At 60.8% G+C, this 21,477-nt stretch carries 22 protein-coding genes; 1 reads left to right on the top strand and 21 read right to left on the bottom strand.

Translation table 11 applies throughout. The features are described 5' to 3' along the window. Position 1: 1 nt before the first annotated feature. Both FHT69_RS29930 and FHT69_RS29925 read right to left on the bottom strand, forming a co-directional pair. Positions 2-1,015 (bottom strand): carbohydrate ABC transporter permease, encoded by a 1,014-nt coding sequence (locus tag FHT69_RS29930; protein ID WP_029868023.1) that lies wholly within the window; start codon positions 1,013-1,015, stop codon positions 2-4. 185 nt (positions 1,016-1,200) lie between these two features. Beyond that, positions 1,201-2,562: an ABC transporter substrate-binding protein gene (locus tag FHT69_RS29925; RefSeq protein ID WP_029868024.1), complete on the bottom strand. Its 1,362-nt coding sequence runs from the start codon at positions 2,560-2,562 to the stop codon at positions 1,201-1,203. A 297-nt stretch (positions 2,563-2,859) separates the two neighbouring features. Here FHT69_RS29925 and FHT69_RS29920 point away from each other — a divergent pair, with 297 nt between their 5' ends. Beyond that, positions 2,860-3,885 carry a LacI family DNA-binding transcriptional regulator gene (locus FHT69_RS29920; protein WP_029868025.1) on the top strand — a complete coding sequence of 342 codons (1,026 nt, stop codon included), beginning with the start codon at positions 2,860-2,862 and terminating at the stop codon, positions 3,883-3,885. A 13-nt stretch (positions 3,886-3,898) separates the two neighbouring features. On the opposite strand, the gene folD is transcribed toward FHT69_RS29920, so the two are convergent. The 19 genes from folD to FHT69_RS29825 all read right to left on the bottom strand — a co-directional run bounded on the left by folD (position 3,899) and on the right by FHT69_RS29825 (position 21,477). After that, positions 3,899-4,798: a bifunctional methylenetetrahydrofolate dehydrogenase/methenyltetrahydrofolate cyclohydrolase FolD gene (folD, locus tag FHT69_RS29915; protein WP_029868027.1), complete on the bottom strand. Its 900-nt coding sequence runs from the start codon at positions 4,796-4,798 to the stop codon at positions 3,899-3,901. 119 nt (positions 4,799-4,917) lie between these two features. Continuing rightward, on the bottom strand, positions 4,918-6,681 hold the full coding sequence (locus tag FHT69_RS29910) for a succinoglycan biosynthesis protein exop (RefSeq protein WP_183906346.1): 1,764 nt from the start codon (positions 6,679-6,681) through the stop codon (positions 4,918-4,920). A 213-nt stretch (positions 6,682-6,894) separates the two neighbouring features. After that, a complete protein-coding gene (locus tag FHT69_RS29905; protein WP_183906345.1) occupies positions 6,895-7,734 on the bottom strand; it encodes a WecB/TagA/CpsF family glycosyltransferase in 840 nt (279 codons plus the stop codon). Positions 7,735-8,024: 290 nt separating this feature from the next. Next, entirely contained in the window at positions 8,025-8,564 is a 540-nt protein-coding gene (locus FHT69_RS29900; RefSeq protein ID WP_047613623.1) for a membrane protein, read from the bottom strand. After that, a complete protein-coding gene (locus tag FHT69_RS29895) occupies positions 8,564-8,929 on the bottom strand; it encodes a hypothetical protein (protein ID WP_047613621.1) in 366 nt (121 codons plus the stop codon). The genes FHT69_RS29900 and FHT69_RS29895 overlap by 1 nt, the downstream gene beginning before the upstream one ends. Before the next feature lie 122 nt (positions 8,930-9,051). After that, the gene (locus tag FHT69_RS29890) at positions 9,052-9,615 is read right to left on the bottom strand and encodes a rod-binding protein (protein ID WP_047613620.1); all 564 of its coding nucleotides are present in this window, start codon (positions 9,613-9,615) and stop codon (positions 9,052-9,054) included. A gap of 31 nt (positions 9,616-9,646) precedes the next feature. Continuing rightward, positions 9,647-10,060, bottom strand: coding sequence for a hypothetical protein (locus tag FHT69_RS29885; RefSeq protein ID WP_047613619.1), 414 nt, complete (start codon positions 10,058-10,060; stop codon positions 9,647-9,649). A gap of 4 nt (positions 10,061-10,064) precedes the next feature. Then, positions 10,065-10,817: a flagellar biosynthetic protein FliR gene (gene fliR, locus FHT69_RS29880; protein ID WP_047613616.1), complete on the bottom strand. Its 753-nt coding sequence runs from the start codon at positions 10,815-10,817 to the stop codon at positions 10,065-10,067. Further along, positions 10,814-12,901, bottom strand: coding sequence for a flagellar biosynthesis protein FlhA (gene flhA, locus FHT69_RS29875; protein WP_047613614.1), 2,088 nt, complete (start codon positions 12,899-12,901; stop codon positions 10,814-10,816). The genes fliR and flhA overlap by 4 nt, the downstream gene beginning before the upstream one ends. 89 nt (positions 12,902-12,990) lie before the next feature. Further along, positions 12,991-13,257: a flagellar biosynthesis protein FliQ gene (gene fliQ, locus FHT69_RS29870; protein ID WP_009992823.1), complete on the bottom strand. Its 267-nt coding sequence runs from the start codon at positions 13,255-13,257 to the stop codon at positions 12,991-12,993. A gap of 91 nt (positions 13,258-13,348) precedes the next feature. Further along, the gene (flgD, locus tag FHT69_RS29865; protein ID WP_047613610.1) at positions 13,349-13,780 is read right to left on the bottom strand and encodes a flagellar hook assembly protein FlgD; all 432 of its coding nucleotides are present in this window, start codon (positions 13,778-13,780) and stop codon (positions 13,349-13,351) included. After that, the gene (flbT, locus tag FHT69_RS29860; RefSeq protein WP_029868218.1) at positions 13,771-14,220 is read right to left on the bottom strand and encodes a flagellar biosynthesis repressor FlbT; all 450 of its coding nucleotides are present in this window, start codon (positions 14,218-14,220) and stop codon (positions 13,771-13,773) included. Before flbT ends, flgD begins: the two co-directional genes overlap by 10 nt. After that, the gene (gene flaF / locus FHT69_RS29855) at positions 14,217-14,564 is read right to left on the bottom strand and encodes a flagellar biosynthesis regulator FlaF (RefSeq protein ID WP_029868219.1); all 348 of its coding nucleotides are present in this window, start codon (positions 14,562-14,564) and stop codon (positions 14,217-14,219) included. The genes flbT and flaF overlap by 4 nt, the downstream gene beginning before the upstream one ends. Positions 14,565-14,595: 31 nt before the next feature. Continuing rightward, positions 14,596-15,642, bottom strand: a complete 1,047-nt coding sequence (locus tag FHT69_RS29850) for a flagellar hook-associated family protein (RefSeq protein WP_029868220.1) — start codon at positions 15,640-15,642, stop codon at positions 14,596-14,598. 3 nt (positions 15,643-15,645) lie between these two features. Then, the gene (gene flgK, locus FHT69_RS29845; protein ID WP_183906344.1) at positions 15,646-17,133 is read right to left on the bottom strand and encodes a flagellar hook-associated protein FlgK; all 1,488 of its coding nucleotides are present in this window, start codon (positions 17,131-17,133) and stop codon (positions 15,646-15,648) included. A 19-nt stretch (positions 17,134-17,152) separates the two neighbouring features. Next, positions 17,153-18,454 (bottom strand): flagellar hook protein FlgE, encoded by a 1,302-nt coding sequence (locus tag FHT69_RS29840; RefSeq protein WP_132575723.1) that lies wholly within the window; start codon positions 18,452-18,454, stop codon positions 17,153-17,155. A gap of 126 nt (positions 18,455-18,580) precedes the next feature. After that, positions 18,581-19,252: a transcriptional activator Rem gene (gene rem / locus FHT69_RS29835; protein ID WP_029868223.1), complete on the bottom strand. Its 672-nt coding sequence runs from the start codon at positions 19,250-19,252 to the stop codon at positions 18,581-18,583. Between the two features lie 280 nt (positions 19,253-19,532). Then, entirely contained in the window at positions 19,533-20,090 is a 558-nt protein-coding gene (locus FHT69_RS29830; RefSeq protein ID WP_029868224.1) for a lytic transglycosylase domain-containing protein, read from the bottom strand. After that, positions 20,038-21,477: a flagellar hook-length control protein FliK gene (locus tag FHT69_RS29825; RefSeq protein ID WP_183906343.1), complete on the bottom strand. Its 1,440-nt coding sequence runs from the start codon at positions 21,475-21,477 to the stop codon at positions 20,038-20,040. The genes FHT69_RS29830 and FHT69_RS29825 overlap by 53 nt, the downstream gene beginning before the upstream one ends.

The raw sequence follows: 21,477 nt of genomic DNA, 5'->3' as shown, positions 1-21,477 counted from the left end.
CTCAGTGCCCCTTCAGTTCGCGATTGGCGCGGCGCACGTTCCACACCATGATCGGCGTGACGGCGAGCATGATGATGATGGCGATAACCGCACTTCGGCCGGAATCGCCGCCGCCGCGGAACATCCAGTCGAACATCAGGTTCGCCAGCACCATCGTCTGCCACTGGCCGTTGGTCATGGTCAGCACGATGTCGAAGACCTTGAGGACGAGGATGGTGATCGTCGTCCAGACGACGGCGATCGAGCCCCAGACCTGCGGCACCATGATGCGCCAGAAGATCTGCCAGCCATTGGCGCCGTCGATGACGGCGGCCTCGATCGTCTCCTCGGGGATGCCGCGCAGAGCGGCCGACAGGATGACCATGGCGAAACCGGTCTGGATCCAGATCAGGATGACCATCAGGAAGAAGTTGTTCCAGAAGGGAATGGAGATCCACACCTCGGGCGTGCCGCCGAAAGTCTGGACGATGGCGTTCAGCAGGCCGATCTGAACGTCGTTGCCGCCGCGATATTCATAGATGAATTTCCAGATGACCGAGGCGCCGACGAAGGAGATCGCCATCGGCATGAAGACGATGCTTTTCGCGATGTTGCCCCACCAGATGCGATCGGTCATCACCGCGATGACGAGGCCGAAGAAGGTGCAGGCGGCCGGCACGACGGCGAGCCAGAGGATGTTGTTGAAGATCGACTGGCGGAATTCGCGGTCGCCGATCGCCCATTTGTAATTGGCGAGGCCGACGAACTGCAGACCGGCACGGTCGTAAAAGGAGAGGATGAAGGTCGCAACGACGGGATAGACGAGATAGACGATGAGCAGGAAGAGCGCCGGGCCGATGAACAACCACGGCCGGATCAGCGCGCGGCGGTTGAGATTGCGCGATGCGGCGCGGATGTCGCCATCCTTCACCGGCAGAGCGAGATCCAGAATCTTGTTCGAAAAATAGAAATAGGCCGAGCACGCGAAAACGGCGACGACCACGACGCCCAAAGCGGACACTATCTGCGACAGCATTTCGTCCCTCCCCTGCTTCCCCTGATCTTATCCCAACCGGTTTTTATGCTGACGGGTCAACGCCGGTCATGGTCAATCTCTTTGTATTGCCCAATCACAATATATCCTGCGATGGCCGGGCTCTTTTCGAGCCCGGCCAGTCATGCAAGCCATGCCGCCGGCAAGCCGGCGGCATAATTTGAAGATTACTTGATGCCGTCCCAGGCGCTCTGGATTTCGCCAGCGGCCTCTTCGGCGGACTTGCCGCCGACGAAATCGACCATGCCCGTCCAGAAGGCGCCGGCGCCGATCTTGCCCGGCATCAGGTCGGAACCGTCGAAGCGGAAGGTAGTGGCCGAGGTCAGGATCTCGCCTTCCTTCTTCATCTGCGGATTGGCATAGGCCTCGGTGCTGACACCCTTGTACGGCGTCAGGAAGCTCGACTGCGCCATCCAGACCTCATGCGCGATCGGGGTCTTCAGGAAGTCGATGAAGGCGCGGGCCGTCTTCGAGTCCTTGGCGATCGAGACGAGCGTGCCGGCGCCGAGAACCGGCTTGCCGAGCTCGGGATGCGACGCATAGGTCGGCATGTAGAAGAAGTCGGCATCCTGGCCGAGCTTCGTGCCCTCAGGGAAGAAGGACGGGATGAACGAGGCCTGATGGTGCATGTAGCACTTCGGCGGAACGGCGAAGAGGCCCTTCGGGCTGTCGCGGAAATCGGTCGAGGCCACCGCGGCGACGCCGCCATCGACGTATTTCTCGTTCTTGGCGAACTTGCCGAATTCGTCGATCGCAGCAACGACGGCCGGATCGGTGAACTTCAGCTCGTTGGTCGTCCACTTGTCGTAGGCTTCGGGCGGCTGCATGCGCAGCATCAGGTCTTCGACCCAGTCGGTCGCCGGCCAGCCGGTGGCGCCGCCGGAACCGAGACCGATGCACCAGGGAACGCCGCCATCCTTGACGATCTGGTCGGTCAGGGCATGCAGCTCTTCCATAGTCGTCGGGATCTTGTAGCCGGCTTCCTCGAAATTCTCCGGAACATACCAGACGAGCGATTTCACGTCGGCCTTATAAGGGAACGCGTAGAAGGCTTCCTTGCCGTCCTTGCCCTTGTAGGTGCCGTAACCGACCCAGCTGTCGCCGGCGCCGTAATTGTCCTTGATCCACTTGGAGTTGTCATCGCCGAGCGGTGTCAGGAAGCCCTTGCTGGCGAGATCGGCCAGGAGGCCCGGCTGCGGCAGAACGGCAATGTTCGGCGGCGAGCCTGCCTGCGTATCGATGACGATCTGCTGTTCGTAATTTTCGGAAGAGGAGTATTTGACATCGATGCCGGTGGCTTCGACGAAATAGGCAAGAACGCTCTGGAAGAACGCCTCGTCCTCGCCGCGCCACGGCCCGAAGATCGTCAGCGGCTGGCCCTTCAGATCGGCGTGAGCGGCCTTGAATTCGTCATAGCTCTTCCAGTTGAACTTGGAATCCTGCCCCGGCGCAAATTTCAGATCGGCTGCAGACGCAGTACCGGCAAAAAGCGCTGCCACGGCAACGCCCATCAAAAATGACTTTTTCATGTGATCAACCTCCCATCACAATCCCAACTGCGCCGAACTCCCTTAAATGGAAATTTCAAAGCGCTTTGACACCCAACTCATTTCACTTTCGGTGGAATGGAGTCAAGTCATTTCGCGAAAACCCGCCGTGAACACGCGGGATTTCGCAGTGCAGCGGCGCCTCTCGGGAAATATGGAGCGATTTTTCTTGAGTCAAGCGCGCCAAATGCTACATATTTGAAAGCGCTTTGAATGCCGCTGGGAGGCGGCAAGCCTTTTCAAGACGGCCGCAGGGCGGGCCCGGAGGAAGCATAACAGGTGAATCTCAAACAGCTATCGGAATTGCTGGGGCTGTCGCAGACGACGGTGAGCCGAGCGCTCAATGGTTATCCCGAGGTCAACGAAGCGACCCGGGAGCGCGTGCTCCAGGCTGTCAAGGAAACCGGATACCGGCCGAACAAGGCGGCGCAGCGGCTTGCGACCGGCAAGGCAGGCTCGATCGGCCTCGTCATGCCGACGGCGCCCGGCCACCAGTCAGACGTGCATTTCGGCGAATTCCTGGCCGGGCTCGGCGAAGAGGCGGTCCGCCACGATTTCCACTTCGTCATCATGCCGGCCGATCCGGATGACGAGGTGGGAGCGCTCCGGCGCCTGGCGATCAGCGGCAATGTCGATGCAATGTTCGTCGCCTATATGCGCGGCCACGACCCGCGGCTTGCCATGCTGAAATCGCTCTCCATGCCCTATGTCGTGCACGGCCGCTCCTTCGGTTCCGAGCCCGACTATCCCTATCTCGATATTGACAATGAAGCGGCCTTCTACGATGCGACGCGGCTGTTGCTGCAGCTCGGCCATACGCGCTTTGCGCTGATGAACGGACCGATGCATCTCGATTTCGCCATCCGCAGGAAGAACGGCGTCATATCAGCCCTTGTCGAACGCGGGCTCGTGCTCGACGAGGGCAACATGAGCCATACGCTGATGACGGACGAACAAGGCCTGCTGGCGATGGAACATTTCCTGCAATTGCCGGAGCGCCCGACGGCAATCCTCTGCTCCAGCACGGTGCTGGCGCTCGGCGCGATCCGCGCGGTCAACCAGGCGGGATTGCGGCTCGGGGAGGATATCTCGCTGATCGCCCATGACGACGTGCTGCCGCTGCTGAAACCGGAAAACTTCTCGGTGCCGCTGACGACGACACGCTCTTCGTTGCGGGCGGCGGGCGTCCGTATCGCCCAGCGGCTGATCGGCACGGTAAAGCAAGCCGGCCCCTTCCCCGACCAGGAGCTCTGGAAAACCGAACTGATCGTCAGGGCCTCGACCGGCCCTGTTCCCCAGGTTTAGAGCATCCCGAGCTTCAAAACTGCGGCGGCGTCTGTCCCGCGGTACGATGAGCGGCGATGACGGTGTTGGCCATCAGCATGGCGATGGTCATCGGCCCGACACCGCCAGGAACCGGGGTGATGGTGCTGGCGACCGCCGAGACTTCCTGGAAGGCGACGTCGCCGACCAGCCGGGTCTTGCCCTCACCTCTTTCGGGTGCCGGAATACGGTTGATCCCGACGTCGATGACCGTCGCACCTGGCTTTACCCAATCGGCCCTGACCATTTCCGGCCGGCCGACGGCGGCGACCAGGATATCGGCATTGCGGCAGACCTCGGAAAGGTTCTTCGTTCTGGAATGCGCGATCGTCACCGTCGCATTGGCGTTGAGCAGCAATTGCGCCATCGGCTTGCCGAACAGGTTGGAGCGGCCGATGACGACGGCGTTGAGGCCGGAGAGATCCTCGCCATGGGTGCGGCGGACGAAGACCATGGCACCGGCCGGCGTGCAGGAGACCAGGCCGGTCTTCAGGTCGCCGGTGGCGAGCTTGCCGGCATTGACGACGCTCAAGCCGTCGACATCCTTTTCGGGCAGGATCGACTGGATGATCGGTTCGCTGTCGAGCGGCTTCGGCAGCGGCAGCTGCACCAGGATGCCGTGGATCGAGGGATCGGCATTGAGGGTGGCGACGAGGGCTGCCAGCTCCTCCTGCCTGGTTTCGGCCGGCAGCGTGTGCTGGACGGACTTGAAGCCGCATTCCTTGGCCATGCGGCTCTTGGAGCTGACATAGGCGTGGCTTGCCGGATCGTCGCCGACGATGACGACCGCAAGGCCGGTGGTGACGCCGCTGCTCTTTTCCAGCGCTGCCGTCGCACTCTTGACCGTCTGAATTACCGATGCAGCTACGTTCTTGCCGTCGATTACTGTCGTCACACGTCTCTCCGCCCTGTTTCGCGTCAATCTATGGATAGTCGGCGAGCGTCAAATGCCCGCTAACGCCCTATCCTGTCGGAAAGCAGCAAGGCAATATCAAAAATGCAAGGAAATGTTCGTCAGCGGAGCGGCTGCCGCGCTTCGAGCGCATGAACACGAAGCCGGTCGCGCAGCCCGGAGATCTCGGAGCGCAACACCTCCATCTCGTCGACCGGTGCGGGAACGGGTGGAAGCATCGGCGGCGGCGAGGCCTGCGGCCGGGATAGCGGCATTTCCGCATGCGCGGCAGCAGCGATGGGCTTGCGCAGGCGCAGCAGGAAAGCCGCGGCAAGACCGACCGCCAGACCCATGGCAGCGCCGGCCAGCAAGCGGCCAATCCAGCCATCCCTCGCCGACACCGCTGTTGCCAGCGCCGGCTTCATGAGCGTGATATGACCGTCGGCCGCCGATGCGGAAGCCGCATCTTCCAGGCGCGAACGCGCGGCATTGGCCTTCTCGCCGAGTTCGGTCAGCCGGGAAAGATCGACGCCGGTGTCCCGGCTCTGGGCGATCAGCGTGTTGCGGCGGTCATTCAGGCCCTTGCGCGCATCGACGGCGGCCTTGGCGGCGACATTGGCGGTCTGGGCAAGACGGGTCAGTTCCTTGCCCATATTCTCCTTCAGACCATCGGTTTCAGCCTGCTGCTGTAGAAGGCGCGGATGGCGCGGGCCGAGTTCGGCCGAAAGCTGGGCAAGCGCGGTTCTGGCGACGGCATATTTGTCGCGCCAGTCCTGCAGCGCCGGCGAGAGCATATCGGAGGGCAATGAACCGTCGAGCACCTCGGCAAGTTTCGCCGCCTTGAGCCGGTCGGCCTGCGCCTTGGCGGAAAGGATGTTCTGGTCGGCCTGTTTCAGATCGGCATCGAGCCCGTCGATCTGGCGGCGAAGGTCGATCGCCACCTTGACGTTGCCCTCGCCGCTCTTGGTCGTGAAGGCGGCAAGCTCCGCCTTCGCCTCGTCATAGGCCTTGCGCAAAGCGGTGTCGGTTTCGCCGTTGCCGCCGGGTCGGTCTGCTGCGGAAACCGCTTCGGCAAGCCTTGCAGCGATGCGCATGGATTTGCCGCCATCGCCTGTTGTCACCCTCAAGAGGATCGTGCCGGCGGCGGCATCGGGCAGGATTTCCACCGCATGCTTCAGCGTCGCCTCGGCGCGCGAGGCCGGATCGGCAGCCGCACCGGTCGCCGAGAGGAGATCGAGCGCAACGCCAAGCGCATTGGCGCCGGGTCCGGCAAATTCAGGATCGCGATCGAGTTTCAGGGCGGCGACCGTCGAAGCAACCACGCGCGCCGTCAGCAGCCCCTTTGCCGCGGCCTGGGTAAAGGCAGCGCGGCTTGCAGCATCTGTCTTCACCGCAAGCGTCGCTTCGGCACGGTAGAGGGTTGGCGACGCCGGCGTCAGCGCCGGCAGGCCCGCTCCGACGACCGTCGGGACGGCGATCGTCATTGCAAGACCAATGCCGCTCAGACGACGGCGCGGCCTGGCCGGCCGAGGCGCTGCGGGTTCTTCACGGATAACGGCCAGCAGTTCGGGTGAGCGCACCGGCTCGCCGGCCGGAGCAGCCAGTTCCTCGTGGCGCGCCGGCTCCTCAGAAAGCAGATGGCCGACATCATTGGCGGCCCGGAGGCGGTTGCCGAGGATGGTTTCGATGCGGTCGACCAGCGGTGCTGCGTGCGCCGCCATGGCGCGCTGCTCTTCCAGCGCGCGGCCGATGGCGCGCAGCAGTTCAGCCTCGGGCGGCGCGATACCGGCCCGCTTCGATCGGGGCGATCGATACGAATCGTCATGGTCACGCGGCTCAGCGGCTGCGCAATCGTGAAAGCTGTTTCTGGCCCTGATATCGTACATTTGCGCCACATCTCATGCACATGATGGCCGGCTTCGTTCATCCGCACGGAGGCAGATGATTAAACCAATCTAAATATTCATGGCAAAGAAATGGTTAACCGCAGCGTGTAAAAAACTGGGGTCAGCTAAAGCGCTTCGCGTCTTTCAGATTCGCTTCCTGCGCTTTAGCTCTTGGTTTTTACGCAAAACCGCGGCCCTTTGGCGCGACGCGCTCTAGCTCGCTTTCTTATGCTCCGACCGCGGCTGCAGCGCGGTGCCGTGCTCTTCCGGGTAGCTGAGGATCCTTTCGCGCCGGCGAAAGCGGTAGCGCAGGACATGGAAGAGGAAGACCGGGATGCCGATGACGTAACGGCGCCAGAGGCGCGTCGGCTCCTGCAGCAGGCGATAGGCCCATTCCAGGCGCATCATCCGCACCGTCCTCGGCGCACGCGGGACGGCGCCGGAAACGAAGTCGAAGAGAGCGCCCACCGTCAGCACCAGACGCGCATGATCGGCGCGGATATTGTCGTGGACCCATTTCTCCTGCAGCGGCGTTCCCATGCCGACGATCAGGATATCGACCTTCTGGCGCTGCAGCTCCTCTGTGATGACGGAGGAATCGACCTTATCGAAATAGCCGTCGGAAATGACGACGAATTCATGCCAGGGCGTATGCCTGCGGAAATTTTCCGCCGCCGCCTCGACGACCGAGCGCGTGCCGCCGATCAGACCGATGCGACGCGGGGCCTCCATGAAGGTGAGGAAGGCCGGCACGAAATCGGTGCCGTTCAGATTGGCGGGAAATGGCGAGCCATGGGCGATCTGCGATGCGATGTTGAGACCGATGCCGTCCGGCAGCACCAGATTACGCGACATGATCCGGTAATATTCGTCGTCGCGCAGCGCCGTCAGCATGTTGTGGGCGTTGACGAAGCAAACCACGGTCTGGCCGACGGGAATGGAGGCCAGCTCGTTGATGAAAACGAGGGCGTCGTCCCAGCCGAGATCGCAGACCGGCAGATCGAAAATCGTCCGCCGCGATGCGAGCACCGCGAAGTTTGCAATCAGATTCATTCCTACCTCCTGCCGAGGGTGCTGCATGCGCCCGACATCCCGGAAAACAAGCCCATATTTCCGCACCGGAGGTCTCGAAAGAACCGGTCGCGTGACGCCGGGACGGCGTCACCCCGATCCCGGAAGGCGGCGCAAGCCAAGCTGTGAGACCTGATATAACAGGATGGTTTCAAACAACCCTTAGGAAAATTCCTTGAATTTCAATGCTCGCATAAGTGGTTTATTAACCATGGGCGCCAACGAAAAAAGGCGCCCTGCGGCGCCGTTTGTCGTCGATGATCGGATGTCGCCTAATGCGCAGGAGGCGCCGGCGTTTCGCCGGCCGGTGCGGTCTCGACGATCTTGACGGGTGTGCCCACCTTCTTCGGCTGGCCGGCGGAGCTTTCCTTGACATCTTCCTTGGAGAGATAGTCGAGCTGCTCCAGCATCACTTCGGCGACGTATTCGCCACCCAGGCGCTCGTTCATGCCCTTCTTGATCTCTTCGCGGAAGGCCTTCGGATCGAAGGATTTGATGTGGGCGATATCGACCATCTTGTTGCCGACGAGCAGGCTGAAAAGCTCATCCGTCGTCATCTCGGACAGCGGCAGCGTCACGCCCTTCAGCATCTCCTTGTTCATCATGAACGAAACGCGGCCGAGGAAGTAGCCGGTGACTGCGCCGTTGCCGATGATCGGTACCGTGATCGTTTCGCCCTTCACCAGTTCGAGTGCGCTCTGCTTGGAATCGGTTGCCGCAGGCGCCGGCGCGGTCGCCAGGTACACCGAGAAATAGACCGATGCCAAGGTGATGGCGCAAACCCAGACACCAGTGAGGACGAGCTTGATCATCAGTTTCCACGCATGGCGAATTGTTCCTGGGAATAGGTGCCGTCGGCATCGGCATCCTGAACGGCGTTCTTCAGGAGGTCGGCGACGGCACGCACCGCTTCGAGATGCGCCTCGACGCGGCGGGCATTGAGAACCAGCTTCTTCTTCAAGCCGTGCAGCTGATCGAGATGGGCAGCGGCAAGCTCGGCCGGATCGGTATCGCGGAAAAGCATCGACAGCTCGTAGAGGCAGCGGCTCTTATGCGCATTGGAGACCTTGAGATCGAATTGCGGATCGCTGCCGATCCGGGTGTTCTCATTGTCGATGATCATTTCGAGGCGTCCGAGAACGGATTTGATCCTGTATTCGTTCGAAACTATTTCCATTGTACCCTCGGTTATGCGTCGCTTAGAGCATGGCGCCGAAAAGTGTGCGCGGTTTTCGGACGACACCATGCTCTGACTTTAATTGAGAACAGGATTCAGATTTCAGGCCAACGGGCCTAAAATCATCCTGTTCGATCGGTCTTGGCTTCGGCGGTCGGTGTGCCAAAGGTCTTACGCTGGAAGTCGTCGATCATGCTGATCGCGGTGTTGCGGTCATCGTTGTCGGTCGAGGCATTGACGATCTTGCCTTCCTGCCGGCGCAGTTGTTCGCTGTACATCTGCTTGGCGATGCCGATGCCGTCACCCTTGGCCATGGTGTTGCCGAGCTGTTCGGCCATCATGCCTTTCCAGATATCGCCGGTCGCGCCCTTGCCGTAGACGTCTTCGCTTTCGCTCGGCAGCATGGACTTGACGAAATTCTGCAGAACCATGGCCTCGAACTTCCGGTAGCTTTCCGGAACTTCCTCGGCCTTGGTGCGGTTCTGGATGTCGGCGAGGCCGCTCTTCTGGCCGATATGATCGAGAACATCGACCGTATTGGAGAAGCCCTTGCCGTTTTCGGCGAGGCTCGTTGCGGCAAAGGCCGCACGATTTGCCTTCAATTTTTCCTGGGCCGCCTGAACCTCCATGGGGTCGGCAGCTTTGACAACGTCCAGGACCAGATCACTGGGGGGCGAAATAGCCACGTTAGAATCCTCTGAATTAAGATCGTAACGACTATGGTTTTTGAAGCTTGCTGGAGGCTGGCGTTGCGAATTGCTGATCGATGACATCGTAGACGGCATTGTCGTCGGCCTCGCGGCGCTCGGCCTCGAGGGCTTCCTTCATGCCCTCTTCGAAACGATCGCCCTTGGCGCGCTCGCGCGCCAGCCGCATCTCGTGGACCTCCTGCATGCCGGTCAGTTGCTTGTCCTTGATGGTGAGCCTGCCGAATCGATCGGCGTAGCTCTGCGAGAAGGCGTGGTGGACAGGATCCATCGAGCCGAGCGCGAGAATGACGTCGTCCATCGCCGCATTGACCTCGACGCGCTGGCGGCTGGTTTCGGCCAGGTCGTTCTCGGCTACCCGTTCGATATGCCGCTGCACCGAGAGCAGTCGCTTGAGTTTCTGGGAGCGCGTCTTTTCGGTCATCGCCTCATCGCCCGATATAGATCGAGCCGAAGGACTGGCCGAACTGGCTGACCATCGCCGCAATCGAGAAATAGATCAGGAAGAGGCCGCCCATCAGCAGATAAGGTGTGGAGATGAAGTAAACCGGGATCTGCGGCGCCAGCTTGTTGATGAAGCCGATCGAGACGTTGAAGATCATGCCATAGATCAAAAACGGGCTCGACAGCCGCAGCATGATGTAGGTGGTCTGCTCCAGCGTGTCGGTGAAGGAGATCAGCGTCGCGCGCATCTGCATCAGGCCGCCGAATGGCATGGTCGTGTAGGAATCGATCAGCGCGCGGAAGACGATGTGATGGAAATCCATGATGAAGAGAATCATGATGCCGGCAAAGGTGACAAAGGCCGACAGGCTGTTTTCCGACGTGTCCTCGATGATGTCGGTGGACCCCGGCTGGGTATAACCGACCATCATGGCCATGATCGAGGCGGCGAACTGCATGCCGAGCGTATAGATCCTCGCCAGCATGCCATACATCACACCGATCAGCGATTCGCTGAATATCAGGCCGATATAGGTTGCAGAACCGGTGTGAACGGCCGGATAGACAGTATCCCAAAGCAGCGGCATGACGGCGATAGACAGCGCGCCGGCAATGAAGACGCGCAGTTGTTCGGGCACGCGCGCCGAGGAGAAACCCGGAAGAGCCAGCACACAGCCACCGATCCGGCAGAAAACCAGAAACAGCGCCAGAACGGTCCCTTGCGGGTCTGTTATCATGAAATAGAGCCCAAAATCTTTATCTCGATGCCCTTGGCCAGTTCGACATGCGACAGGACAGGCAACGTGGCGAACAAACGTTCGATGATCATACGCACATAGGAGCGTGTTTCGGGCGATGTGACAAGGGCGAATGGCAGGCCGCGATCCATGAACTCACGGATAACTTTGGTGGCCTGCTCGCTGAACTCTTCCAGGCTGCGCGGATCAATATCGAATTCAATCACCTCGCCTTTGGCGTCGCGCTTCAGCGCCTGGTGGAAGGCCAGATCCCATTTGCTGCCCAGCCTGAGCACGCGCAGCACGCCATTGTCGGCAAGATCGCCGCAAAGCTGCTGGGCCATGCGGATGCGGACGTGCTCGACGATCTGCTCGGTCTTCCTGACATGCGGGGCAAGCTCGGCCACCGCTTCGAGAATGAGGTGCAGGTTGCGGATCGAGACGCGTTCGGCAAGCAGGAGCTTGAGCACCGCCTGCAGGCCCGAATAGGACATGTGCGACGAGCAGATCTCGTCGGCGAGCTTCTTGTATTCGGGGTCGAGCCGATCGATCAGCACCTTGACGTCCTTGTAGGACAGAAGCTGCGGCAGGTTGTTGCGAATGACCTCGCTCATATGGGTGAGCACGACCGAGACGTTGTCGATCGGCTGGAAGCCCTCGCGTTTCAGATCGTCGGCGAAGTTTTCGAGGATCGAGACGGCCGGCATGCCGAAAGCGGGTTCGCGGATTTCGTCGCCCGGAATGCTCGGCCGGCGGCCGGCGCCGGTGACGACGAGGACTTCGCCGACGCGCAAGAGATTGGAGGCGACCGTCGTGCCGTGGATGCGGATCTGGTAAGACTTCTCGGCGATGGCGATATCGTCCGTGACCTTGATCTCGGGCACGACGAAGCCGTATTGCGTGGCGAACTTCTTGCGCATCTTGCCGACGCGGAAGGCGAGCTCCTGGTGGGCGCCGAGCAGGCGCGTCGAGACCATCTTGCCGAGTGCGAGCTCGATCTCGGAGGTGCGCAGCACCGACTTGACCGAATCCTTTTCCAGCTCCTTGCTCTGGACGACCTTCTTTTCCTCCTGCTCGCGGCGAAGCTTGTTTTCCGCCTCGACCTGCCGCGGGATGAACCAGGCGCCGAAGGCAAGAAGACTGCCGAGGATCACGAAGGGGACAAACGGCAGGCCGGGCATCAAGGCCAGGACGAACATCAGCACGGCCGAGACCGAGAGCGCGCGGGGATAGCCGCTCAACTGGTTGACAACAGCCTGGTCGGTGGAGCCGGTGGTGCCGCCGCGCGAGACGAGAAGGCCGGCGGCGAGCGAGACGATGAGCGCCGGCATCTGCGAGACGAGGCCGTCGCCGACGGAGAGCTTGACGAAGACGTCGGCCGCTTCGCCGATCGGCATGCCGTGGCGGAAATAGCCGATGATGATGCCGCCGAAGACGTTGATGGCGGTGATGATGAGGCCGGCGACGGCATCGCCGCGCACGAACTTCGAGGCACCGTCCATCGCACCGAAGAAGGAGCTTTCCTCCTCGAGTTCCCGGCGCCGCCGCTGGGCTTCCTTTTCGTCGATGATGCCGGCCGAAAGATCGGCGTCGATCGACATCTGCTTGCCGGGGATGGCGTCCAGGGTGAAACGCGCGCCGACTTCGGCGATACGCGTGGCACCCTTGGTGATGACGATGAAGTTGATGGTGATGAGGATGAGGAAGACGATCAGACCGATGACGAAGTCGCCCGACATGACCAGGCTTGCAAAACCGGCGATGACGCCGCCGGCCGCGTCGTGGCCTTCATTGCCGTGGGACAGGATGACGCGCGTCGTGGCGATGTTCAGCGCCAGCCGGGTCATCGTCGCGATCAGCAGAATGGTCGGGAAGGACGAGAAATCGAGCGGCTTCTGAATCCACAGCGCGACCATCAGGATCAGAACCGAGAAGGCGATCGAGAAGGCCAGGCCCATATCGATCAGAAATGGCGGGATCGGCAGGAAGAGAATGCAGATGATGCCGACGATGCCGAGGGCAAAACCGACATCGCGCAGGCTCGGGGCGACTTTTGGAATGGGGAGTGCAGGTGGTTGCGCCATGACGATTCCGTCTCTTCATGAGAGGAGGCGGATATGAGTCCGCCCAATTCGAATCGAGACTTAAATGGCGAAGCTTGCGCGAAGGTGGCTCAGAAACCAGACTGGATGCGCGAGAAGACCAGATTGGTGAAAATCGAGATCTGCGAGCCGACGAAAGGCGCGGTTACGCCGACCGTGATCAGCACCGCGACGATCTTCGGCACGAAGGTCAGCGTCGCTTCCTGCACCTGGGTAAGCGCCTGGATCAGGGCGATCACGAGACCCACCACCATCGCGGCGATGACCGCGGGACCGGCGGCAATCAGCACGGTCCAGATCGCGGCCTGGAACAGATCCAATGCATCAGCTTCATTCATCCGAAGGCAACCTCATATCGCCTTGAAGCGGCCCCGCCTTGGCCGGACCGCGCTAGGTTGGCGTCAAACAGGCGCGTTGGCGCCGTTCGCATCAGGAGCTGCTGCTCGGCGCCTCGTCGGCAACAGTGATTCCCGTCTGCACGAGTATCTTATCGCCATCTTCGGTCGTCGCAATGATACCATCGGAATAAACCTTGACGGAATCGATGATGCCTTTGACGGTGCCGTCGGCACTTTCCATGTATTTGCCGACGTAGCTGCTGGCCTGGGTGAGGCTCGAGCTTGCCAGAAGCGTGTCCAACTTGGTGTTGGTCTGGATCGTCTGCTCGACCTGCGAGAAGGTTGCCAGCTGCGCCACCTGCTCGCTGGCATCCATCGGATCGGTCGGATCCTGGTTCTTCATCTGCGCGATGAGCAGCTGCAGGAAGTTGTCGTAGTTCAGTGTCGCCGACTTCGAGCTCGAACTCGTCGAGGAGGTCGTCGAGGTCGTTGAGGTCGCGCTTGTTGTTGCATCTACCGCCATGGTGCAATCTCCCTGCGAATCTGCTCGACCATCGTTGGCGGCATTTCGTGGTTGTTGAGGATGCTGTCTTCGATCGCGTAGAGGCCGCGGATCGCCTTCAATGCATCGAAGGCACGGCCGGTCGACACCAGCGCGTCGATGCGCTTCAGTTCGGCGAGGATTTCCTCGTTCTTGAAGCAGGTGAGCAGCATGGTGATCGACTTGCGGAACATCGCCGTCGAGTGGTCCTTGCCCTCGGGATTGATGAGGATCATCTGCGCGATGAAATAGAGCTGACGCAGGGGCGTGGTGGCGCCTTCCGGCTGCAGGACGTGGTTTTCGAGAAGGAACGTCACATCATTCAGGAATTCCAGCGCGACCTTGCGGTCGACGCGCAGGACAGCGCCGTTGATGAAGATTCTTTCTCCGGCTTTCAGAGAAATGCGAAGTGTACTTTTCATTTAAGTCCATCCCTGATGATGGTGGTAACGTCGATGATGCCCTGGTAGTTATTAGACTGACGTTTTCTGATCCTGTCGCATTCCTTCAATATCCAGATCGCAATCGAGATGAGGTTGGCCCTGAGCTCGATCTCCAGCTGGTTGTCGGGATGTTTCAGATCTTCGATGAAGCTGATCCACACCCGGCGCGTATAAAACAGGGCTTCAATGGCTTCCCGGCCGTATTTTTCCTTTTCGCGCGCCTGCGAAAGCAGATCTATGGACCGGTCAAGAACCTGCCATTCCCGCTCTTTCGCGTCGGCCACCGAGTCCTGCATGACTTCGGCATATGAGAACTGATACATTCATGCATCCTTCTTTGCGCGCCTTTGATCATCAAAGGTAGTTTACGAGACTCAACTGCTGGATCTTCGAGACGATCGTGTAAGCGGTTTCAAGCTGCGTTTCCAAAGTCTTGACGAGCGTCGAGGCCTCGTAGGGATCGACGCCCTGCAGATCGACGAGCTTGTTCTTGATGATGTTCGACTGGGCGTCGAGGGCGTCGTTGGATTTCTTGACGCGCTCCTGGGAAAGGCCGAGCTGGCTTGCCTGGGTCACGAGGCCACTGGTCGCCTTCGTCGTATAGCTGATCGCCTGCTTGGACACCGTGCTCATTGCGTCGCTGCTGAGGCCCTGGTCGAGGAGCGCCGAGGTCATCACCGAGGCGAGCGCGAAGTAGCGCATGCCTTCGGAATTGGCGTTGGTCGAGGATTCGATCACTTCCGAGTTGCTGATACGGCTCGTCATGTTCTGGCTCGACGCTTGCGACCAGCCGGTCGTCGCATCGGTCCAGTTCGCTTCGCTGAACATCGGCTCGACCGTCGACGTTATGAAGGTCTCCATTTCAGCGCCGGTCAAATCGCTGACCGCCTTGCCGAGACCGGTCGCATAAGTGTTCAGTTCCGTGACGATGGCGGCGCTCGTCGTTGCGGTCATATCGGTCAGCGGCTGCACATCGGTATTGATGCCGGAGAACAGATATTCGCCGTTCACCATGGTGTTGGCGGTGTCCATCATCGTGGAGAGCGCACTGGTCGCCGACTGGATGGCGACGGTGATGCTGCCGGGATCGTGGCTGCCCTGGAGTGCCGTCAGCTTCGAAACCAGGCCGTCGCCGACGTCCTTCATCTTGGAAAGGCCGAGCTGCGAGGACTCCATGCGCGCGGCGACAAGCGAATTGCTTGATTTGATCGAGGCTATCCTGTCGGTCTCGCGGGTGAAGTCCACGCTCCTGGCGGCGTTGCCGCCGAGAGAGACACCGATATCCGCATAGACACCCGTCGTCGCTTCCATCGTTGCCTTGGTCATCTGGTTCTGCCCCTGACGGATCGTCAGGCGCATCGCGTTCTGAATGGCTGAACTTGAAATAAATGAGCTCTTCATGGCTTAACTCGCAATATCCAGCAATGACTTCAACATTTCGTCAACGGCGTTCAGGATCTTCGTCGCCGCCTTGTAGGACTGCTCTATGTCGAGGAGCAGCGTCAGTTCCTCGTCGAGGTTGACGCCCGTCTCGTTGGAATAGGCTTCGTCGGAGCGTGAAAGCGCCGCCGAGGTATTTTCCGCCGCTGTCGTGGCGTTGCTGCGATACTGCTCGAGCCAGCCGAGGGAATTCGTGGCGTATTCCATGATGCTGACGTTCGAATCGATGCCCGTCGTGGCGTCGAAGCCGACGGTCGTTCCCGTTGCCGGGTCGAAATCCATATCGGAGCCCAACGCCGTATAGAGGCGATCGAGTTCATCCGTATAGCCGCTTTCGCCTGACGTGTTCACAACGACGCCGGTGGCATTGATGCCGCCATCGCGCAGGCGCATCGGGTCGCCGCCCTGTGAGGTGATCACACGGGTGCTGACGGCGATGGTCGAGGCCATGCCGTCAACGGCGGTGGAGCCGTCCTCGACCGTGCCGCCGCTCCAGGTGAAGAGGCCGGTCACGTAGGCCGGGGTGCCTGACGAGTTGTCCTCCTTGAAGATCGAGACCAGGCCGCGGGCGATTTCGTCGAGCTGCTTCTGGAAGTTGGGGGCGATCTCGTCGCGGACCTGCAGGAGCGACTGAAGGCTTCCCATCCCCGTCGTGGTCGATCCGCTGCCGAGCGGCAACGCGACACCGTCGATATAGACGGAATTGCCGACGGTGGTGGCGGTATAGATGTCCTGAGACTTGACGGTCACGGTGCGCGGAACCGTCTCGAAGAGGATCGTCCCGTCGGGCGTGCTCAGCACCATGTCGTTGTTGTCGCGCGTCGTCGCGCTGACGCCGACGATCTTCGAAATCTGCTTGAGAGCCTTCTCGCGTTCATCGAGAGCGCCGGAAGCATCGGCACCCGAGGCCGTGGCGGTCTTCACCGCATTATTCGCCTCCTCGAACTGGCTCAGCAGCGTATTCAGCGTTTCAACGTCGGTGGCAATCTGCTTGTCGGCGGTGGCGCGGACATCCTGAACGGATTGCGAGGCATTGTTCAGCGAGTTGGCGACATCCTGGGCGGCGGTGATGGCGCCCTGGGCGGCGACGGTGCTGCCCGGCGTCGTGCGGAAAGCCTGAAGCTTCTGCTGGAAAACACCGAGATAGGTGGATGGCGACGTTTCGTAGTCGTTGCCACCCATGATCGACTTGAGGTCCTCGAGACCGCCGAGCAATGCCTGCTGGGCGCTGTCCTGAGAGGATGACTTCAGGTACTGGCGCAGCAGGGCATCTTCCTGCGCCCGATCAATCTTGACGACCTGGGCGCCGTTCAAGGACGTGGTGAGCATTGCCTGCCGGCGCACGTAATCTTTGTTGCCCGCATTCGAGATATTGTTCGATACGACACTGCTCTGCGTGCCGGTATTGTTGAATATGCTCTGCGCGGTATTCAGTGCTGACGTGAGCGACATGGCTTAGCCGTTACCCTGATTATCTCTTGAGGTTGACGAGGACGTCCATGATGTCGGACCCCGTCTGGAACACCTTGGAATTGGCGGTATAGCTGCGTTGCGACTCGATCATTTCGGTCAGCTCGCCGGCGAGGTCGACGTTCGAACCTTCGAGAGCGCCTGATTTGATCGTGCCGAGGCCGTTGGTCTGCGGGAAGCCGGTGACGGTGACGCCCGACTGGCCGTTGGCGCTGTAGACGTTGCCGCTCATCAGCGTCAGCTTGTCGGGGCTCGCCACATTGGCCAGCGGAATGCGGTAGAGCGGCTTGGTGCTGCCATCCTCGTATTTGGCGTAGACGATGCCGTCGCCGTCGATCGTGACGTCCTTGACCGGGCTGGCGGCCTGGCCGTTCGGTGTGCCGGTGCCGGCAAACTCGGAGGCGAGCTGGGTGAAGCCCGTGAGATCCATGTCGATGTCCAGACCAGTCACCGGATCAGTGATTGTGAAGGTGCCGGTCGAGTTGGTGATCGCGCCAGTGGAGTCGAAGTCGAGCGTGGTCGAACCCACAGTGCCGCCGGCGGTGCTGTAGGGGAAGGAGGTCGTGCTGCCCGTCGTCGCATCGGCGTTGCGGAAGACCGCAACCTCCCAGGTGCTGGCGGTACCGGTAGACGGCGGCGGCGTCGTGGCCGAGGTCTTGGTGAAGTAGAAGTCGTACATCACCTTGTTGCCGAGAGTGTCATAGGCAACCATCGAGAACTTCTTGGTGTCAGTCGTTGTGGTGGTACCGTTGGCGCTCGGAAGATTCGCCGCGGTCGACTCGACGGTGGCGTTGGAATTGAGGTTGCCCGTGAAGACGCCTGAGGTCGAGGCGATGGCAGTCAGCCCTTCCTGGTTGACGTTGACCGGAACGAGGCCGTCGAAACCGTTGACGACGACGGCGGGAGAGCCGGAGTCGTAGGAATAGCCCATCAGCTGGAAGCCGGCGGAATTGACGAGGTTGCCTTCGTCGTCCTTGGTGAAATCGCCAGCGCGGGTCAGGACCGGCGTGCCGTCCGCACCCTGGACGATGAAGAAGCCGTCGCCCGAAATCGCGAGGTCGGTGCCCGAGGTGGTGTAGGAAATATCGCCCTGGTCGGAAACGGCCTGGCGCACGGAGGTCTGAACGCCGCCGGAATTGTAATTGCCGCCCGAGGAAGGCAGAACCAGCGACGAGAAGCTCGTCGACACGGCCTTGTAACCGCTGGTGTTAACGTTGGCGATGTTGTCGGCGACGGTGCTGAGGCGGTTCGCCTGCGCGTTCATCCCCGATACTGCCGTCTTCATGCTGCCGAAAATGCTCATCTGAAAACCTCGTTTTACCTGTTAAACTCGAGAGTATTTGTCGGGCCTTGCGTGAAGCTGTCTGTCATGCTCGCAGCGAGGCCGAATATCGAGGTTCAGCCGGGCGCCGCCACCCGACCGGCAAAATCAGGCCCAATCGATGCAGTAGCCAAGGAAACGCTTGGAATCGACCGGATCGACGCCGAGCTTCTTGCGCAGCTTCTTGCGCAGCTTCGAGATGTGACTTTCGACGACGTTCTCCTCGACCTCTTCATCGAAGATGCCGTAGATGGCGTTGAAGATCTGGGTCTTGGTGACCCGGCGACCGCGATTGGCGATCAAATATTCGAGGATACGGCGCTCGCGCCGGGGAAGCGCAAAGACCTCGCCGTTGATCTCGGGGTCGCGGCCATCCGAGAAGACGCGGATCCCGCCGATCTCGGTGTAGTTGGCGATCGCCTTCAGCCGGCGCCGGATCGCAGCCGCTCTTGCGAGGATTTCGCGGGGATGCACCGGTTTGCGCACCACGTCGTCGACGCCGCAATCGAAAAGCGCAAGGGTGTTTTCGAGCGAGGGCTGGTCGCTGACCGCAATCACCGGCGCCATCGACCGATCCCGGATCGCCCGGGGCAGTTCATGGTTGCGCTGGCCCTGCCCGATCAGGAAAGCCTCGACTGCCGCTATATCGGAATCGGCAGCGGTCTGTACCCACTCGCCGAACTCCGTTGGATCAAAGCCGGTGGAGGGAATGCCCTCACGGCCGAACAGAGATGTGTATCCATCTTTCACGAGCTCACGCTCATCAACCACTACGATCATTCGTCCGCCTCCGAATCAGTGTGGCACTTCGATGATCTATGGGTACGAATCGCACGAATCGGCGACAACTCGTTAAAGTTAATGGCAGAAATTAATAATTGATTAAGATCTTGGGTCCGATTTGATCTATATCTAGTGGGTATGATTGAATATGCACACCAAAATTTCGTGGAAAAGTTAACGCCCGGTTAATTATGGCTTGCACACGGGATTCGTGCCGGATTCCCGCCATATTGTGACACAGTTTCGTCACAATATGCCTCTTCCATTTTTGGTTGCATTAATTTCGGCAAAAGTTACTCGCATTGGGAGTCCACTTGCCGTAGCCCGTGGCAACCAGATTGGCGATGACGCGACAGACATATTGCTTCTGCGCCGGATCGTTGTTGGGTCCGGCATGGTATCTGGCTACCGCCATCGTCCACGTCTCGTGCCGATCATGAAGGTTGCGGAGGAATTTTGCCGCGTACTCTACGTTGCGGTGTGGGTCGAACATATCCTCGGCGGAGCCGAAATTTTCACCGTGATAATAGTGGTTGATCTGCATGCAGCCGATGTCGATGAGCTTCGCGCCGCTGCTGCGGGCGACGTCGAATTGCCGCATCGCATCCTGCTCCGAGGGCGGAAAGATCGCCTTGCCTTCGACGTTCATGGCATAGGGATAGAGCGAGCCCTTGCGGCCGGTCTCCGTCAGACCGACTGAATAGAGGATGCCTTCCGGGATACCATATTTGGCAGCGGCCGACTGGATCTCGCGTTCGCAGGCGCCGGTGGAGGCTGATGCCTCAGAGGTAAACGCCGCCAGTGCCGCTGCTGCCGCCAGTACGAGCGTCTTCAATACCAGTCTCGCCTGCGCCATTGAAGGCTCCATCCGTCCGTGCCGTCTGATTGTGACGCTCGCGCGCCTCGCCGCCCTGCCCCTGCTGGGGGAGCGACTGCTGCTGGGAGGCCTGGCTGCCCGCCTGGTTGCCGGTATCGGCACGCTCGACCGGCGCCATGCTGATGGTGACGTTGTCGACGGCGTAGCCCTGGCTGCGCAGAGCTTCGAGAATCTTGCCGTGGTCTTCCTTCATCTGACGATAGGCCGCCCCCGTTTCGACCTTGAGGTCGACATTCAGGGCGTCGCCGGACAGGCGCATGGTCGCCGTCACCAGGCCGAGATCGAGCGGGTTCATCTGGATCTTCAGCGTATTGACCACCTTGCCGGTGCTCGTCCATTCCGCCGCGTTGGAGAGCGCCGAGCTCGGTTCCATGGCGCGCGCCCATTCGGAATCGCCGGAGAGAGCAGCGGTCACGGCGGCGGAATTCGAATTCTGCATCAGGCCGATATAGCGGCGCGATTCGAGCACCGAAACATTTTCGACATCGGCCTTCTTCGCGCCATCCTTCGCCCCGGCCTGATCAGTGCCGATGTGGACATCCATCGATACGCCGCGGCCATCGGCACGACTGATCCTGAATGTCCTGCCATCTGTTGCTTCGGCACTCTCCGCTCCGGGAAGCTTGACGTCATCCGCCTTGCCGCTCTCAACGTTGCTGCTGACGGCCGCCAGAGCATCGGATGCATGGCCGCCCGCCTTGGCGTCGACCCCATCGAGTTTCTTGTCGGCCGGTCCGGCCTCACCGGCCTTGGCGGACAGATGGTGGGCGGCTGTTGCCGCCGGCAAGGCGACGGCGCCGTCGGCAGGTTCCTGCTTCAGCAGGCCGAGGACGTCGGAAATGCCGCCGTCATCCTCGTCGCTGTCCTGGTCCGTATCGGTTTCCAATGCGTCGGCCTTGGCGTGCTTGCCACTCTTGGCCGTCTGCACCACCTCATCTGCGGGACTGTCTTTCGGATCGAGCGTGCCGAAGGCGAGATCGGCCGGCATTTTGACCCCGGCCTTTGCGGGCTTTGCCGCAACCTTTTCAACATTGGCGATCGTTTCCGGCGGCACCCCCGCCTGCGCCTTCAGCGCGGCATCACTGAGATCGACCAACGGCTTTGCGCTGCTGCGGCCGCGGATCGTCCGCGCCACTTTCTCCGCGGCGCCATCGGCAGCCGTCCCTTGATCCGGTTGCGCATCGTCGGTGTCGTCATTGACGGCATTGCTGCCTGCCTTGGCAAGCACGTCGAAGAAGCCGTTCTTCTGGCCGGCGGCATCATCTTTTCCGGCCGGCCGCGCGGATTTCGCAACCGCAGCCGACTCCGCACCGGAGGCTCCGCCCGAGACGCTGATATCCATCAT

This window comes from Rhizobium sp. BK008, from assembly GCF_014197345.1.
Lineage (GTDB): Bacteria > Pseudomonadota > Alphaproteobacteria > Rhizobiales > Rhizobiaceae > Rhizobium > Rhizobium anhuiense.
This window is presented reverse-complemented; position numbering and strand designations above follow the sequence as displayed.